Here is a 16,062-nt window from a genome sequence, read left to right on the forward strand (position 1 = left end):
CCTTGTTTTTTCCATTATATCTTAAGATGCTTTAAAATTAAATAGTACATCCTTTATTTTAGGAATCCCGCTATATACAATTGAATTGTAAAATTATTGCTAAAATTTATTTTTATTAATGTTATAATGAGTATTTGGTGATCAATACAAATTGGTGGTGATAAAGTGCTTACGATTTTTGGGGGAATTGGTCTCTTTTTATTAGGGATGACCATGTTGACGAATGGCTTAAAGGAAATTGCTGGAGATGCATTAAAGCGTTGGCTCAATACATTTACAAAAGGTCGCATCAGTGCCGTTATTTCAGGTGCAGTCATGACTATGCTCGTGCAATCCTCGACAGCGACAACGCTTTTAACTATTGGTTTTGTAAGTGCGGGTTTACTTACTTTTATGCAATCCATAGGTGTGATAATCGGGGCAAATATTGGGAGTACAAGCACAGGTTGGATTATTTCATTAATCGGCTTTAAAATTAGCTTGCAATCGATGGCATTGCCAATCATTGGTGTCGGTGTATTCATGTCACTAATCGCACCGAATGATGTGAAAAAATTCGGTGGGGTCCTCGCTGGATTTGGCCTTTTATTTTTAGGGATTGATATGCTGCAACAAGGGATGGGCGCCGCACAAGATTTGATTTCATTTGATGCGATTCCGGCAGATTCTTTTGTATCTATATTTTTACTAATCGTCATCGGAATTGTGATGACGGTCATTATGCAAGCTTCCAGTGCGGCAATGGCGGCAACGTTGGCGGCGTTGTTTGCAGGAGCGATAGACTTTGAACAGGCGGCGTATTTAGTTATCGGACAAAATATTGGAACAACGGCAACGGCATTATTTGCGGCGATAGGGGCTTCTGTTTCAGCAAAACGGACGGCTATGACGCATTTATTATTCAATATTATTACGGCCGTTATTGTTACGATTGTTTTCCCGTATTTTTTACAGGCGACGAAATGGTTTACAATTTTAATTGCAGGGGAATTTGAACAAACATTAGGATTAGCGATTTTCCATACATTATTTAGTTTGGTAGGGGCGTGTATTTTTATACCGCTGATGCAACCATTCGCCAATTTACTAATGAAAATTGTACCAGAACGCGAAAATGCACTGACACGAAATTTAGATGCCAGTTTGGTTACGATGCCTTCTGTTGCGATTGATGTCTCTTTTAAAACGTTACGAGAGATTATGATTGAGTTGACGAAAGCATTGCAACAGTTAATTACGATGAAAAAGGTGACGATTGAATACGAAAAGAAAATGTTAGAAGTGGAAGAGGCAATTGATATTACGCGGTCGTTTTTAGATGGGATTCTCGTAACATCGAAGCGTGAACGATTAAAGCTTATTTCGATTTTACATACGTTAGATCACTTAACTCGATTAATTAAAGTGTTACGAGAACAGCAAAAAGTAGAAGCGATTTATTTACAAGAAAAAATGATGCAGCAGTGGCAGACAATTTTAACAACGATTGAAGATAAAATTTCACAAGATGAAAAACTGCTCGATATTTCATTAATATTAGAGCAAACTTCTCAAGAAATGGCACAAGAGCGTCGAAATAAACGCAATCAATACTTTGAACGTTCTGTAGCCAATGAAACGCAGCTAGATTTAGCTGTTTCCAAAGTGGAGGCATTATTATGGATTGACCGTCTCGTGTATCATTATTGGCGAGCGACTGCACGAATGGCTGAGTTTCAATCCATTAACGAAGACGCAACACATCATAAATCATAAAGGTAGCACTATAATTTTCACGAATTTCATAAAACTAAAACAGGTGAATTCGACATTGCCAAATTCATCTGTTTTTATTTTATTAAGGAGATTACCGAGTATGTTTTTTTTCAATTTTCATGCCTATAATTCGAACGACAATTCCAATAAGGATAAATACCCAACCAATGCCAACGAAAACATAATTTAATGTTTTACCGGCTTCTGGAAGGACATCAAATAGCCCTAAACAAACTACGACAATTCCTGAAAAGGATATTAAAAACCCTGCTGTTACGATGCTCAATTATTTCACCTCTGGAAAAATTCTACCACGAGGTGAATATGAATACAATAATACTGCGTGTTCAATACATCACATTAATAGTTAGTAGGTGAAAGTATTCATTTTTAAAATTCACTAAATATTTGAAACTTTAACTTAATTAAACTCGTCTTATAATAAGAGGATCGGAGGATGATTTAGTATGAAAAAATGGTCTGTAGCAGTAGGCTCGTCGATTTTAGCATTAGGATTATTAGTACCAACAGCAGAGGCTTCAACTGCAGTGCAACAACAGGAGGAAAGAGTTCCGATTTTAGTTGCATTAAATGAAAATGATGTTTCAAAAGAGCAATTAATAAAAAAATTAAAAGAGTTACTTCCAGAAACATTTAGTTCGTTTAAAGACAGTGATTTCCAAATGAATAGCATGAGTCATCATTATATTGGAGATGATGTGACGCGCTATGAGTTAATGTTCAATAAAAAGGTGGATAAAAAATCAACATCGGGAAGTGTCACATTTGCAGGAGGGAATTTAGATTTAGAAAGTTATTATTTTCAGCCTGGAAGTCTGAAGGACGCGATGTTCCCTGGAAAAGTGACGAGCGTAGAAGCGCAAAAAGTTGCGGAAACGTTTATGAAAAAAATTGCGAAGGGGAATGACTATGTCATCGTAAATGATGTACCAAGTTATTATTCAAGCCGCGTTTTAACAGATCCAATTACGTATAATTATTCATTTGTTCGTACTGAAAATGGGATTCCAATTCAAGATGATTCCGTGATGGTGAGCGTTCTAGGTGACGGTCAAATTCAAAATTTTTATCAAATGGTCAATGGAAATAAGCGTTTAGCTTTTGAGGATAAGGCAGCGATGATTTCTTCACAAGAAGCCATCAATAAACTTAAAGAAAATATTCAATTAGAGTTACAATATCAAATTAATTATAATTTTAATTCAGGAGAGCCATATATGCAGCTTGTGTATCAACCAGTAACTACAATGATCGGTCTACATGCGACTTCGAATAAATGGTATACATTGTCAGGGCTATCTGAAACTGTACCGACACAAGCTAAGCTGGAAAGGTTAGCAACGGCGCCGTTAAAGCCGATGAGTTCAATCACCGTAGAACAAGCGAAAGAGATTGCAAATAGTTTGGTGAATAAAAATGTAGGAAAAGGAAAATTAACGCTGGATTCTGCTTATGAAAATGAGCAAAATGGCCAAGGAATTATTAGCATTATGTATTTATATCAAGAAGGGAATACAAGCTATGGTTCGTCGATTGACTTTAATAAAAATACTGGAGAGCTAATAAATTACTCTGACTTTTCAGCATTCTCTAGTCGTTATTCAGATGATGAACAGCCCAAACTACCAAAATTAGCGAAAGATAAAGTATTAAATATCGCATTGGAAGCTGTTAAACAATTGGCACCTTCTACATTACATGAATACTCTCAGCCAACTATTGACCCGATTTATGACGAACAATTAGGGACGCATTATGTTACTTTCCCTAAAATCAAAAATGGATTAATTGTAAATGGTGATAACTTAGCTGTAATGGTTGGAGATGATGGCCAACTCAAAACGTATAATCGCTCAGCATATCAAATTGACGAGTGGCCAGATGCAGCTTCAGCAATTGAGAAAACAAAGGCAATCGCAACATTCAAAGAGGCATTGTCTGCCAAGTTAGTTTATACAAGAGCGAGTAGTTCTAATCCAGATGAGGCATATAAATTAGTTTATATTCCAACAGTGAAAGGTCAAGAATATTACCATATTGATGCACAAACGGGTCAAATCGTTAATGGTTTTATTAATGGCGGACAAGATAAACCAACTGTTACCCATCCAACAGCAGAAAAAGAATTGAATTATTTAATTCAAGCAGGAGCTATTGAAGTGAAGGATGCAAGTCAATTTAATGCGGATATAGCGATTACAAAAGGGCAAGCATTAAAGACAATTCTTAAATCATTGACGTATTTCTATTATGATGACTACAATCAAACATCTGAAAAGCCAACATCATTTGATAATATTGATCCAAAGCACCCGCTTTATCAAGTTGTTGAAAGTGCATCGGCAAATGGGATTTTAAAACCAGGACAAGAGACGTTTAATCCTGATGAGAAGATGACACGTGAAGAATTAGCTGTATGGTTTATTCGTACATTAGGGCTCGAACAAGCTGCGAAACATAGTGGTATATATAATGTAAGCTATGCGGATAAAGAAAAAATTTCTGAGCAATATAAAGGCTATGTGGCATTATCACAAGCGATGGGACTACAAAAATTAGAGCAATCCAATTTTAATCCAACACACGAAGTCACATATGCGGATTTAGCTGTTTCTATTATTCAATTGGCTTATGAGATTGCGGATAAACGACAATCGGGTATGTATTACTAAAAAATAAGAAATAACTATAAGCATTCTCGTTAAAAATCCAATGTCCCGTAAAGTTAGGACTAAACTTTACGGGATTTTTTCTTTCAAATATGAAAAAAAACGCACAATTTACGAATGCACGTTCTATAAAACGCATTTAATTGTAGTTAATGCGCATCTTTTTATGATAAAATAATAATAAGTGCTCATTACGAAAAAAATGGCGATAAATTTCGGAAAACGTTGTAATATATATAAGGTACTTAATTATTGATGGAAGTTGGGAAAAAGATGCAAAAGAATAAATATCGTATTCATAGTAATACATTATTTGAAATTGCTCAAAGTCGTGCGTTTACAGAAAAGGACAATATCGAAGAACGCTTCGATGAAACTGGCAAAATTAAATTAGTAAGCGATCGTGCAGGAGCCGATTTATTACTATTTTTAGTAAAAACAGAAGAAGGTCTTACTTACTTAGTAAAATGGGACGACTCAGAGGAATTTTATAAAGGCTTCAACATGGCATGGGAAGAATTTTTATGGTGCCTAGATATTATTAACAAACCTTTAGAAGAAGCGGCTAAAAAGGCAGCACTTGAAGCAGCAGAGGCAGCTAAACTAGCAGCAGAAGAAGCGGCTTTAGCTGCAACAGAAGAAGCCGCGGCTGAAGAAGAAGTACAAGCACAGCCAGAAGAAACAAAAGAAGAAACAAAAGAAGAAACAAATTAAAAAACCACAATTCACTGAAGCATTTTCAGTGAATTGTGGTTTTTGCTTTTCTTGAGTAAGAAAGGGACTCGAGTTTTTAACCTTTTGTTGAAGGTACAATGGCATAGCGTTCCCATTTGCGACTTTTCCAACGAAAAATAACTAATATTGCGCGTATCCATTCGTCACAAGTAATAGCCAGCCAAACACCGACTAAACCTAAATCGAATACAAAGACGAAAAGATAGCCGAGCGACAGACCGATAAAAATCATCGAAACAATACCGATTCTAACCGGATAGGTAGCATCCCCCGCGGCACGTAAAGAATTGATAATCGTAATGTTGATCGTCCGTCCAGTTTCCAGTAAAATGCTTAATAAAAGCACGCTTGCACCAATTTGAATAATTTCCTCATTATCCGTAAATAAACCGATTAACTGTTCGCGGAAAAGAGTGACAAGTGCGACCATAATCAGTGTAAAAGTAAGCGCGGATTTCACGCTAAACCAAACACTTTGATACGCACGTTCCTTTTCTCCAGCTCCAACGTAACGTCCGATTAATATAGCCGTACCCATACCAATTGCCATCGCGAATAGGTAGGTGAACATCGAAATATTGACCGCGTATTGCCGTGCAGACAATGCTTCAGCCCCGATATACGTTACGTAATAGAGCAGAACAATTTGGCTTGTTTGATAAAGAACTTGTTCAAGTGCTGAAGGAATACCGATTTTTAAAATTTTTGTAATATATTCTTTTGTGAACGTATAATAATCTTGAATTTTAATACGAACTTCCAACGCTTGATAGAGTAGCCAGAAAAATACGATGGCAGCGAGCATCCGGCTAATGACAGAGGAAATCGCAGCACCCTCTACACCTAATGCAGGTGCACCAAACTTACCGAAAATTAAAATATAGTTCAAAATGACGTGGACGATATTCATACCGAGCGAAACATACATTGTTTGCTTCGTCCAACCTTGCACTCGAATAACGGACGCAAGTGAAGTGATGAGTGCTTGCACAAAAATAAATCCACCTACAATGGCTAAATAGCTTTGCGCAAATTCAAGCACAGCACCTTGTAAATTCATCATTTTCATAATTTGATCGGACAGTAAAAGAAAAATACCACTTAAAACAAATCCAATCATTAAATTTAATGTTACGGAAAGGGCAGCGATTTTCGAAGCTTCCCCAATTAACCTGGAGCCTAAATATTGAGAAACGACAATAGAAGCGCCTGTTCCAATAACCCCTAGTAATAAAATCGCGATTTGGATATATTGATTGGCCGTACCAACACCTGCAACCGCATCATCCGACACTGCGCTTAGCATAAATGTATCCGCGAGACCCATCAACATAAATAAAAATAATTCTAAAAATAGTGGCCATGTTAGTTTAAATAAACTTAAATCATTTGTTGATTTTGCCATTAATTTCACTCTTTCGTATTATTTCATAAAATAAAATGAATCGTAACATAAATTTCGAAAGTCGGATAGTCCGTATAATTAATTACTTTGATTTGCGAAAGATTATTAGAGAAAATCAAGATAATTGAAGAACATTTTGCAGTTTTAAAATTATCCTATGCGGATGTTTATTGGAAGAGAACCGGCTACTTCCAGCAGGATTTTTTGAAATTTCACATGATATAATAGAACGTATATAAAGGAGTGTCATGGATGGAAGCTAAGAAAGTAAAAGTTTTATGTAAAAATTGTGGCGAGGAAATGTCGATTGATTTTAATCAAGCGCAATTTTCTACAGCCCTTCAAATTATAGATGGAAAAAAGCATCAAAGTCGTACATATATGGAAAAATGTCCACATTGCGAAACAATCAATACTGTAACAAGTGAAGATAAGATGGAATGGGGAAAGCGAAAAGGACCGAATGTAAAATTCATCATGTTTTCAGGGCTGTTTTCTTGCTTAACAGTTATCCTACTCGTGATTGTCGCCATGTATTTTGCATTTAAAGGATTCCAATTTGTAATGGATTGGTTGCTGAATAGTTAATTTCCCAGAAGAAATACATTTAAAGGGAATCGTGATACAATTATTTAAAATATGTCATTCTTTATGTAAATGATTTTGAAAAAACGATCCATTTTTATCGAGATATTTTAGCGTTACCGATTAAAATGGAACAAGGTACATATGTTTAATTTGAAACGGGCTCGACAACATTATCCGTTAATACACGTACTCTTTTTAACGATTTTTCCGACCTTAATGGTTGTAGAATCTATCGCTAGTAATTCTTTTTTAGTCGGAGTTTTCGCCTCGCTGCTCGTTTTAGTCGGCTAACAATTAGCTCGGAAATTTGTTTGACGATAAGATAATTTAGTTCGCCTAAACGTTTGGAAAATGTGGAATAATCCACTGATTTCAAGCCTTTCTCTGTCGCCACATCAGAAGCATAACGTAAGCTTTTCCATTCAAATGTCGCAGCGCCAACTAAATAGTTAAAAGCGTTGGTACATCACATTTAAGAGCCGTATTTTCAAAACCAAATTTAGCGAGAATCCCATCAATTTCTTCCTGTGAAACAAAGTTTTTAAGTAACGTGAAAATCGTGGTATTCTTAGCCATGAGAGATTCCTCCTCGTAAAAGTTTGTGTAGTAACTTACATTTTACATGGAATCTCTCTTTTTTTTAGATTTTAATGGGGAAATTTATTTAATCAACAGACGTGGGATGTTTTAAAATTAATTGAATATAGAGTTTTAGGTAGGTTAGTGAGTTTAAAAAATAATAGAGGGTAACGTATTAGAAGAAGTGGGCAGATCCCTAGAATCTTCTCTTACGTATGGTGGAAAAACGGATGAATAATGAAGAATTGTTTAAAAAAGAACAAGAAAAATGGATTTCTAAGATTTCATTAAAAAATAATTTTCAGTTAGCAGATATTCATTTGGTAGCTGGAATTGATATTGCATATTGGACAGAGGCGGAGTTAGATTATGGGGTTTGTTGTATTGTCGTATTAGATTTTAATACAAAACAAATTATAGAAGAAGTAGAATATCGGGGACAAATAGATGTACCATATATTTCAGGATATTTGGCTTTTAGGGAACTTCCACTAGTAATAGAAGCAGTGAAAAAGCTACAAAGTGAACCAGATCTTTATATGTTTGATGGGAATGGCTATCTCCATTATAGGCATATGGGAATTGCAACACATGCTTCTTTTTATTTGAAGAAACCTACAATAGGTGTTGCAAAAAGTTATTTGAAGATTAAAGATACCGATTTTCAAATGCCTAAAAATGAAATAGGAGATTTTACTTATATTGAGATTGACGGAGAAGTATATGGGGCAGTAATGAGAACGAGAAAGGATGTAAAGCCCATCTTTATTTCTTGTGGTAATTGGATTGATTTGGAGACTTCAATAAAAATAACGCTACATTTTATAGAAAAAAATAGCCGATTACCAATTACGACCCGTTATGCTGATTTAGCTACTCATGAAAGTAGAAGAAAATATAATCCATAGATTCATTTTAGCATTTATATATTATTAGTTTTTGAAATAGAAGTAAAATTAATAATGGTAAAAACATGTAAATATAGATTGCTAAAGTATGCAATATGCCAACTATATTAATCTGTGGCTTAATGCCCGTTTTTTAAGCTTTTAAATTAATATATTAGCACTTGTAAGATAGTTTTTATTTATGAAAGTAGATAATTGATGATTTTTCCTTTTGGCCACCTCGGTAAAGTAGGGGGCAAGCAGGTGAAATATAATATAAAAAAGGTGCGGGAGCCAAATGATGACCATCTCCTATAGGAAATTTAACAGATCTCGAAGCTGTCGGGATTAACTGGAATTACTAGCGGAAAGAGCTCTTACTACTAATAAACGAGGAGTAGTTGTTATGGAAATAAATAAAAAAATTTTCGAGAATATTGATCTTTTTTGCAGGGAAAAAATGATTGAGATTATTAAAAATGTTTCACAAGAAGAATGCGATGCTCTACTTGATAGTAGAGACAGTGATGCGTTTTCAAATAAGTGGATGGAAGTATACGGTGAAGTAAGGGGAGTTTTGGGGAATAGTACAGTCGATATTTATTACACACAAAAAATTGAAAGTTTAAGGGAAAGAACTTTTAAAGCTATATTAGAGCACTCACAGTCATCCGACCTTGCAGCGTATTTATCAGATGACATTGCATTATTATTGGAGGCAGTACTATGTAATTATAATAATAGTTGGTTAAATGGGCTATGGAAAGAATATAGTGCAGGAAAAATTCCACATGGAAAATTACTCTTAGTTGATGGAAGACTAGAACAAATGATCTGAGTTGATTAGCAAATTAAGAGCAGGTAAAACCAAATGATTTGCTATTCCTAATTATAGATTACGAGAATTTTTAAAAATGAATAAAGACATGTAGGAGGAGGCGTTTGTAAAATGCAGAAAAAACTAAATCCAGTTGATTTAGTATTAGATATTAAAAGTGATATATATTTAGAACATATTTCTAGTTACGCAGGAACTTTAAATACTCCTACTTCAGATAATACAGACATGCTTTCTGAAGATGTTCGCTTTTATCAATCTCTAAACGAAAATCAAAAAAGACTGTTTTCTAATCTTATCCACAATTCAATTTCCAATGTTTTGGGTGGTTGGATGGTGTTTATTACTTGGAGAATCAAACTGAAAATTTAGAACTCAAATTCGAGAAAAGCACAAAGAAAATCAATTACGCTTCGGCGTAATTGCGTCCAGATTTTTTCGAGCTCGCTCGAAAAACTTCCCTTAAAAATCTGTGGCATCCGCCGGGGCTTAACTTGATTCAGCCGGGGTTTGAACCCCCACTGAATAGAATTGCCTTTTTGGCATTCATCCCCCACTTATAGAAGTAGGGGACTTCTGCTGAATTAAGTTAAATGGATATTTGCAGGATATTTGGCTAGCTATTGAGGAAGGGGATGATATTGATGAACTTCGAAAGTTGTATGATGATATTTAAATATAGCATAAATGTAACGCATATAATTGCAACGAGTGCTATTGGTTATTCAATTGAATTGGAGAAATAAATTTAGAAAGGGCGATGAATCCGTTAATAGGGGTTATTGCCCTTTGAATGTAGATACTTGTTAATTTCTAACTACATAAATTGAAACAAATATTTTCTTCTGTAACGCTCTGCCTCCATTGTCATTGATGTATATGTGAATTCACACACTTCCTCGTTTTGCGGAAATGGCTATTAAAGGTTTAAATGTTCGTGAACTTAAACTAGGGACTACTCTAATTGATGGAGTAACAGAATTGGATATTTCAAAAAGGCTGGTGAATAGCTGTGGAACAGTATGTAAAAATTGAAGATAGCTTATTATATTATAAATGTAATAATATTGATTTTGCAAAAGGTAATGGACAATTATTTACAGAGTTTGAAAATGGCATAGCAACTAGGCAGATAAGCATCATTGATAGCGATATGTATGTTTCTTCATCGTTAACCGATTGGAACGAACATATTGGCTTTTTATTATACGACGGGCATATTGATTGTTTAGATCTTAGTGATAGTGTACAGATTACTAGAACAGAATTTGAAAGTAAGTGGCAGAAGGGAATTTTCAATGATGCTAATAAGTCTCAAATAAGCTATTTAAAGGGTGATGCTTCTTTTCCGTTAGAGGATAATACAATCATTCTTCATGTTGTTAATATATTAGGATTATGGGGGAAAGGTTTTGTACTATCTCTATCAAAGCAATTCCCTTATTCGAAGAGCGAATATTTAAGATGGGCTAAGGACAAAGCAACATTTAGATTAGGTGAAGTTCAATTTGTACGTGTCGGACAACAGAAAAATATTATTATTGCAAATATGCTTGCACAAAAAGGCGTAAGGAAAAATTATAAGGATAATTCAACTTATATTGATTATGATGCACTTCGTTTATGTTTAAGAAAAGTCGTAAGGTTTTCATTGCTAAATAGATTATCGATACAGATGCCTAAGATAGGGTCAGGATTAGCAGGAGGGGACTGGAGTGAGATTGAAAAGATAATAAATGAGGAATTGATTTATTATAAAATAAAATGTAGTGTTTTGGAATTGTAAAAAGAAATAAAATTGGTAAATAAAGAGTGCAGGATTCGTTTGAGGACCTATACCTATAACAAGTCTTTATCTCTCTACAGAATCAAGATACAATGCAGAATTTGATAAATGGGAAAAGGAAAGAATTGAGACACGTTAGAATTAGAGTACATTGTGAAGGGTGATATTTATGGGTTATTATGGATTGTCAAACGTTTACGGGAGAGATGTTTATTTTTCTTATAGTGAAAAGAATACATTTGATGAGTTCGACTTTGAAGAAGGTAATGTCTATCCTTTGAATGATAAACTTTTTTATGAAGTAGATAAATTTGATAGTTATTTAAAAAAGTATGATATTTTGCCTACAATGGAGGGAGAATTAGTAAGTTTAAAATTAAAACAGCTAATAGAGCGATTAGGTTCAGATTGTCAGTTCATTCCTGCAGTAATAATTTCAGCAGAGTCTGGCGAAATCAATGAATCGTTTTTTGTTATGAATGTATTAAATGTAGTACCTTGTTTAGATATGGAAGAATCGGAATATAGACCATTAATAAAGTCTTTACCCAATGGTCCAATCAACTTAATTTCTGTAAAATATGTACCAAACTCTCTAAATGGGCATCATATTGTGAGAATGAAAGAATGTATAGAAAATATCGTCGTTGATGATATTTTTATAAAAGCCTGTAAGGAGGAAAAGGTTAAGGGAATAATGTTTGTTAAAGAGGGGAGTACCCAACGACCGGAATTTGTCGATTTGTAGAATACAGGGTTATACCGTGACTTATTCTGTATTATTCGCACGATGATAAAAGATTATTATTAAGATATTAAAACATATGTAAAGTGAATGTTATAAGTTCCTTTTACATATGTTCTTTTGTGCAAATAATTATTTTCATACCTATGTTGGGATTAACAAGCTCATGATGTTAAAGGAACATGGATATAAAAATAATAGACCATCTACTGGTTCTTTGGCTGATCTAGTGTATATAGTAAATAAAGCGTATAAGAGTTTTCCTCAATAGGGGTTTGTAAAGATTCCTAGAACCAGTGAAATAATTGCAGAGAATGTAACGGTTCGCGAAGAATAATAAGGGAGTAGATTGCATGGATTTTTCAATAGTTACAGATACTGCAGGTGCGAGAGTTGCTGAGCTAGTTAATGAATTAAAAATACATTGGTTTCTAAAATAAAATCAAAATATCGTAATGTTGATGTTTCAATCGGGTTAGCTTTTAGATGCTTACCTGAATCCTATGGAAGAAAATCATTTATTAGATATACTAAAAAAGATAACTACCTGACAATTGATATTGCAGTTACGGTAGAAGAATATGAGAAAATGTATAAATTAGAGCAGCGCTTTCATTTGGGGAATCTATTTTTAAAGTTCCTAAACACTGCGTTAGAAAAATACAGTTTTGACGGGCTTGAGAATGAAATATTCATAAATGACATTAAAATATGGGCAAGAGAAATCCCTTTGAAAATGGACAATGGTTCAACAAAATTGTGTAATTGGTTTAATGAAGAGATTGATTGGACTGTAGATCTTGATAAATAAAGATAGTATGATGTTGGCAGAATATTTTCGTAAAGAGTCTAATTTTTAAAGAAGCTAAATTCGAAAATTTCTAATAGACCAGATTTTTCAAAGATAAAATATATGAAGAGTAGGGATAAATCCGTAGAGTTATAGGATCTTCTGTTGTTAATAAATTGTATTTGAATATTAGAAGTAGTTTTTAAGTTTAATGGCTTTTTACTTTTTTGTGGGGGAAATATAATTATGAAATTTAATAAAACGTATATTGATAGCTTCTTTAACAACATCAATGATTATCATTCAATGGTTGAATTGTTTATGATTGCATCTGGTGAATTAAGAGAACAAAGCCCCTTGCCTGATTGGTATGTTGAATTAAGAGAGATGATGAATTGGCAATCACAATCCGATAGGTCGGGAGTTTGGACATATTATGAAATTGTGAATGATTCTTCAGCTGCCACCCTTATAAGCAGACTTATAGCAAAAGGGGAAAATGAAATCCTTACCATGTATACGATGGGGATAAATAAATATAATGATGAAACCATAATGGATCATATTGATAAATGGATTTGGAAAAGTGAAGAGAGAATTTACCGATATTTAACTGATATATTGATAAGCAATAAAGACTGGTTTTATAATATCTAACTCAAGACTATGAATGAAATTCTAAGGGCGCGTAAATAAAAAGAAATGATCCAATCCAAGAAGGAGTTCGAAAAGAAAAAGAGGTAAAGGTCCTGCTTCGAGAAGTGTTTTGAAAAATGGGTGTATTTAGATTTTTAGGTTCGAGTAAAAGAAATTTAATTGTAGAAGGTTACATTAGGAATTTTCTATGTGGGAATCGGTATAAGTAGTGTATGTTTTGATATTACCCTAAGCCTAAAGGAGGGACACAAATGAGTAATAGAAGCTCTCAAAAATGCAATCTAAATATATGGTATGACCTGTCTGATGAGGTATGGGATAAAGTGACTCAAATATATGAGCGTATGCCAGGTTGGATAGGATATAGAAATGGAATTCCCTATTGGTTCGGGGAAGACAGCGATGATGTTTTTATTGTGGCCTCAGTAGAACCAAGTGGATTATCGTTTTATGCACAGATGAGTAATAGTGATTGGAGTTCCTGGATAGAGGGATTTAAATTGGAGGCGACAAAAACTTTAGGATTTGATGTCGGTGAACCTGAAGATGGGTTTATTTGATTTTGCAAAGTTACCAATCATAGTAAGAAGGGGATTCTGAACATCAATAACATTTTCACACGAGATAAACCATTATAACATAAATAAATCAACTCCATTTCGAATCGATAAAGATACAGTTTATATTTACGGTTACATAACAGATACAAGCATATTAACATCACAGAGCCTTTCAGAATCGCTACTGAAAAATAAATGATGGTAGCTGAATTAGAAAATGCAGTGTGATATGACAAGTAGACCGACGTAGTATAAAATGAGTTGTCGAAATTATCAATCATACGCAACCTCAATCAGTATCCATTTAAAGGGGAGGAGATAAATTCATTCGATCATATCAGTAAAGCATGTGAACTCGATAGGCAAAGTAATTTGAAAATATATACATAAGTAGAACAAGTCAATTGAAAGGAATGAAGTGTAATGGGGGAATTTGTATTATGGGGATGGGAAAAGAAAAAAAGAACAATGCTTCGTTTTATTAAGCCAGGAGATATCTTTTGCTTTCAGTATGCGGAAAACATTTATGGTTTTGGACGTGTCCTTGCGAGAATGGATGTTGGGAACATAGTGGAAATATTTAATTTTATATCTGAATATTCGACTATTTCGAAAGAAAATATAGAGGAATCTGGAAGAATGTTTCACCCTGTTAATCTGGATCTTTACTCATTGTTCGATAGGAAAACAGAGGGGGAGTGGAGAATTATCGGACATGAAGAGAACTATGTGCCAGTAAATGTAGATAACGTGTATTTCACTTATGGCGTTGCGAGATCATGTAAAAAAGTAGATATATACGGTAATACAATTTCCATTTCAGAAGAGGAGGCACGAGACCTGCCTCGTCTTAGTATTCTAGGAGATTATCATATTAAGCAGTTGGTTAAATCGAAGTTAGGTGATTAAGAATACGAAAAAGATAGTTGATATTCGAAACCTCAAAAAATACTTTTTTGAAATGATTTGAAGTCAATTTGAATTCAGTAAAGGTTTTCTTGTGGAACTCTAAATCATCGTTATATTCTCTGAGATAAAAATATCCGATAGATACGCATATCATGACAATAGGTACTTAACGTGTATATCTGGAATGATGTGCGTTTTTTGAAAATAATACGGAAAAAGTTACGATTAGAACTTGAGTCAGTGACTTGGCTGTATGATAAATCTAAAAAATGTGAAATGTAGATGGAAACGGGAGGTAATTATGAAAATATTTAGTACAGCACCTGATGGTAATGAAGCTGCAGAGCTAGAAAATACTCATTATTTTAATTTGGCAATAAAGAAAATTGAAGAAAGCAATGAGTGGATGAAGAAAACTGAGAAGCCATATCAGGTTATGTTAGTCCATATAGATATCTTATTGATGCTTTCTAGAAAGTATAAATTAGACGCAAACTTAAGTATTAAAAAAGATAGGGTTTCAGAATGGAAAAATACGTTTGATGAATGGTTTATTAGGTGTGGTAAAAAAATCCCCGCAAAATATAGAAATGGAATTAAAGAAAACGCTGTAGAGCTTTTCAATGAATTGAATGGATATGGTCATTAAGCAAGCTATAAATTGGGTCACTTAGACTAGGTAATCATGTGATTTAAAGTATGAGTAAGCGATTGTGTACTCTGTGATGGTATGATACTTCGTTTGTAAAAAATATTTATGGTGGTGGAATAGATGGATTTATTTAATGATAAAAAGAAAATCGCTCCGTTTATTTGGGTAGACCATGAAGAAGGGTCTGCGTCCTTATGTTTAGATGTCGGTGAATATAAGCAGGAGCTTTTTGATATGCGAGCTGATGAGGGATTTGAGGGAGGCGGCTATGATTGGAATTCCTTGGCGGTTGTTTTCCTCAAAGAAAAAATGCCCGAATTAAATGGGATTGTCAATTTGGATTCCGAAGCTAGTATGTTTTGTGCATATTCCTCAGATAAAGAAGCCTTAGGGAAATTTGCTATTTCATTTAAAAATATGTGTGAAGATGGAGCTACTAGTAAGGATTTATTTTCTCGGGCAGAATTGGATTGAACATTTTATTTT

The 16,062-nt window shown here is 34.1% G+C and carries 19 protein-coding genes; 16 read left to right on the forward strand and 3 right to left on the reverse strand.

The window, feature by feature from the left end; all coding sequences use genetic code 11:
* The first annotated feature begins 165 nt into the window (after nucleotides 1-165).
* Nucleotides 166-1,755: a Na/Pi cotransporter family protein gene (locus MHI10_RS07350; protein ID WP_340784313.1), complete on the forward strand. Its 1,590-nt coding sequence runs from the start codon at nucleotides 166-168 to the stop codon at nucleotides 1,753-1,755.
* Nucleotides 1,756-1,846: 91 nt separating this feature from the next.
* Here MHI10_RS07350 and MHI10_RS07355 read toward each other — a convergent pair whose 3' ends face one another.
* Complete coding sequence (locus MHI10_RS07355) at nucleotides 1,847-2,041, reverse strand: hypothetical protein (protein WP_340784315.1); 195 nt, start codon at nucleotides 2,039-2,041, stop codon at nucleotides 1,847-1,849.
* 181 nt (nucleotides 2,042-2,222) lie between these two features.
* Between MHI10_RS07355 and MHI10_RS07360 the strand changes: the two genes are divergently transcribed.
* Together MHI10_RS07360 and MHI10_RS07365 are read left to right on the forward strand one after the other, a co-directional pair.
* Nucleotides 2,223-4,448, forward strand: a complete 2,226-nt coding sequence (locus tag MHI10_RS07360; protein WP_340784317.1) for an S-layer homology domain-containing protein — start codon at nucleotides 2,223-2,225, stop codon at nucleotides 4,446-4,448.
* Nucleotides 4,449-4,718: 270 nt separating this feature from the next.
* Nucleotides 4,719-5,159 (forward strand): homoserine dehydrogenase, encoded by a 441-nt coding sequence (locus MHI10_RS07365; protein ID WP_340784319.1) that lies wholly within the window; start codon nucleotides 4,719-4,721, stop codon nucleotides 5,157-5,159.
* 76 nt (nucleotides 5,160-5,235) lie between these two features.
* On the opposite strand, the gene MHI10_RS07370 is transcribed toward MHI10_RS07365, so the two are convergent.
* Nucleotides 5,236-6,585 carry an MATE family efflux transporter gene (locus tag MHI10_RS07370; protein WP_340784320.1) on the reverse strand — a complete coding sequence of 450 codons (1,350 nt, stop codon included), beginning with the start codon at nucleotides 6,583-6,585 and terminating at the stop codon, nucleotides 5,236-5,238.
* Between the two features lie 252 nt (nucleotides 6,586-6,837).
* Here MHI10_RS07370 and MHI10_RS07375 point away from each other — a divergent pair, with 252 nt between their 5' ends.
* Nucleotides 6,838-7,173, forward strand: a complete 336-nt coding sequence (locus MHI10_RS07375; RefSeq protein ID WP_340784321.1) for a redox protein — start codon at nucleotides 6,838-6,840, stop codon at nucleotides 7,171-7,173.
* 56 nt (nucleotides 7,174-7,229) lie between these two features.
* Complete coding sequence (locus tag MHI10_RS07380) at nucleotides 7,230-7,322, forward strand: hypothetical protein (RefSeq protein WP_445683214.1); 93 nt, start codon at nucleotides 7,230-7,232, stop codon at nucleotides 7,320-7,322.
* Between the two features lie 292 nt (nucleotides 7,323-7,614).
* On the opposite strand, the gene MHI10_RS07385 is transcribed toward MHI10_RS07380, so the two are convergent.
* Entirely contained in the window at nucleotides 7,615-7,749 is a 135-nt protein-coding gene (locus MHI10_RS07385; protein ID WP_340784323.1) for a hypothetical protein, read from the reverse strand.
* A 233-nt stretch (nucleotides 7,750-7,982) separates the two neighbouring features.
* On the opposite strand from MHI10_RS07385, the gene MHI10_RS07390 reads away from it, so the two are divergent.
* The 11 genes from MHI10_RS07390 (at nucleotide 7,983) to MHI10_RS07440 (ending at nucleotide 16,050) form a co-directional block, all read left to right on the forward strand.
* Nucleotides 7,983-8,660: an endonuclease V gene (locus MHI10_RS07390; RefSeq protein WP_340784324.1), complete on the forward strand. Its 678-nt coding sequence runs from the start codon at nucleotides 7,983-7,985 to the stop codon at nucleotides 8,658-8,660.
* 385 nt (nucleotides 8,661-9,045) lie between these two features.
* Nucleotides 9,046-9,477, forward strand: a complete 432-nt coding sequence (locus MHI10_RS07395) for a hypothetical protein (protein ID WP_340784327.1) — start codon at nucleotides 9,046-9,048, stop codon at nucleotides 9,475-9,477.
* A 111-nt stretch (nucleotides 9,478-9,588) separates the two neighbouring features.
* Nucleotides 9,589-9,849, forward strand: a complete 261-nt coding sequence (locus tag MHI10_RS07400) for a hypothetical protein (RefSeq protein ID WP_340784328.1) — start codon at nucleotides 9,589-9,591, stop codon at nucleotides 9,847-9,849.
* A 640-nt stretch (nucleotides 9,850-10,489) separates the two neighbouring features.
* A complete protein-coding gene (locus tag MHI10_RS07405) occupies nucleotides 10,490-11,263 on the forward strand; it encodes a hypothetical protein (RefSeq protein ID WP_340784329.1) in 774 nt (257 codons plus the stop codon).
* A 169-nt stretch (nucleotides 11,264-11,432) separates the two neighbouring features.
* Nucleotides 11,433-12,011, forward strand: a complete 579-nt coding sequence (locus MHI10_RS07410; protein ID WP_340784330.1) for an imm11 family protein — start codon at nucleotides 11,433-11,435, stop codon at nucleotides 12,009-12,011.
* 421 nt (nucleotides 12,012-12,432) lie between these two features.
* Nucleotides 12,433-12,819: a hypothetical protein gene (locus tag MHI10_RS07415; RefSeq protein WP_340784331.1), complete on the forward strand. Its 387-nt coding sequence runs from the start codon at nucleotides 12,433-12,435 to the stop codon at nucleotides 12,817-12,819.
* Nucleotides 12,820-13,044: 225 nt separating this feature from the next.
* On the forward strand, nucleotides 13,045-13,455 hold the full coding sequence (locus MHI10_RS07420; protein WP_340784333.1) for a hypothetical protein: 411 nt from the start codon (nucleotides 13,045-13,047) through the stop codon (nucleotides 13,453-13,455).
* Nucleotides 13,456-13,706: 251 nt separating this feature from the next.
* Nucleotides 13,707-14,015 carry a hypothetical protein gene (locus MHI10_RS07425; RefSeq protein WP_340784335.1) on the forward strand — a complete coding sequence of 103 codons (309 nt, stop codon included), beginning with the start codon at nucleotides 13,707-13,709 and terminating at the stop codon, nucleotides 14,013-14,015.
* 423 nt (nucleotides 14,016-14,438) lie between these two features.
* On the forward strand, nucleotides 14,439-14,924 hold the full coding sequence (locus MHI10_RS07430; protein WP_340784336.1) for an Imm26 family immunity protein: 486 nt from the start codon (nucleotides 14,439-14,441) through the stop codon (nucleotides 14,922-14,924).
* Nucleotides 14,925-15,225: 301 nt separating this feature from the next.
* Nucleotides 15,226-15,573, forward strand: a complete 348-nt coding sequence (locus MHI10_RS07435; protein ID WP_340784337.1) for a hypothetical protein — start codon at nucleotides 15,226-15,228, stop codon at nucleotides 15,571-15,573.
* A 123-nt stretch (nucleotides 15,574-15,696) separates the two neighbouring features.
* Nucleotides 15,697-16,050, forward strand: a complete 354-nt coding sequence (locus MHI10_RS07440; protein ID WP_340784338.1) for an immunity 51 family protein — start codon at nucleotides 15,697-15,699, stop codon at nucleotides 16,048-16,050.
* Nucleotides 16,051-16,062 lie beyond the last annotated feature (12 nt).

This window comes from Solibacillus sp. FSL K6-1523, assembly GCF_038005225.1.
Lineage (GTDB): Bacteria > Bacillota > Bacilli > Bacillales_A > Planococcaceae > Solibacillus.

Excerpts from the sequence above, each read along its gene's own strand:
- MHI10_RS07360 (WP_340784317.1), top strand. The coding sequence starts at position 2,223 with ATGAAAAAATGGTCTGTAGCAGTAGGCTCGTCGATTTTAGCATTAGGA.
- MHI10_RS07365 (WP_340784319.1), top strand. The coding sequence starts at position 4,719 with ATGCAAAAGAATAAATATCGTATTCATAGTAATACATTATTTGAAATT.
- MHI10_RS07370 (WP_340784320.1), bottom strand. The coding sequence starts at position 6,585 with ATGGCAAAATCAACAAATGATTTAAGTTTATTTAAACTAACATGGCCA.
- MHI10_RS07375 (WP_340784321.1), top strand. The coding sequence starts at position 6,838 with ATGGAAGCTAAGAAAGTAAAAGTTTTATGTAAAAATTGTGGCGAGGAA.
- MHI10_RS07385 (WP_340784323.1), bottom strand. The coding sequence starts at position 7,749 with ATGGCTAAGAATACCACGATTTTCACGTTACTTAAAAACTTTGTTTCA.
- MHI10_RS07390 (WP_340784324.1), top strand. The coding sequence starts at position 7,983 with ATGAATAATGAAGAATTGTTTAAAAAAGAACAAGAAAAATGGATTTCT.
- MHI10_RS07395 (WP_340784327.1), top strand. The coding sequence starts at position 9,046 with ATGGAAATAAATAAAAAAATTTTCGAGAATATTGATCTTTTTTGCAGG.
- MHI10_RS07400 (WP_340784328.1), top strand. The coding sequence starts at position 9,589 with ATGCAGAAAAAACTAAATCCAGTTGATTTAGTATTAGATATTAAAAGT.
- MHI10_RS07410 (WP_340784330.1), top strand. The coding sequence starts at position 11,433 with ATGGGTTATTATGGATTGTCAAACGTTTACGGGAGAGATGTTTATTTT.
- MHI10_RS07420 (WP_340784333.1), top strand. The coding sequence starts at position 13,045 with ATGAAATTTAATAAAACGTATATTGATAGCTTCTTTAACAACATCAAT.
- MHI10_RS07425 (WP_340784335.1), top strand. The coding sequence starts at position 13,707 with ATGAGTAATAGAAGCTCTCAAAAATGCAATCTAAATATATGGTATGAC.
- MHI10_RS07430 (WP_340784336.1), top strand. The coding sequence starts at position 14,439 with ATGGGGGAATTTGTATTATGGGGATGGGAAAAGAAAAAAAGAACAATG.
- MHI10_RS07435 (WP_340784337.1), top strand. The coding sequence starts at position 15,226 with ATGAAAATATTTAGTACAGCACCTGATGGTAATGAAGCTGCAGAGCTA.
- MHI10_RS07440 (WP_340784338.1), top strand. The coding sequence starts at position 15,697 with ATGGATTTATTTAATGATAAAAAGAAAATCGCTCCGTTTATTTGGGTA.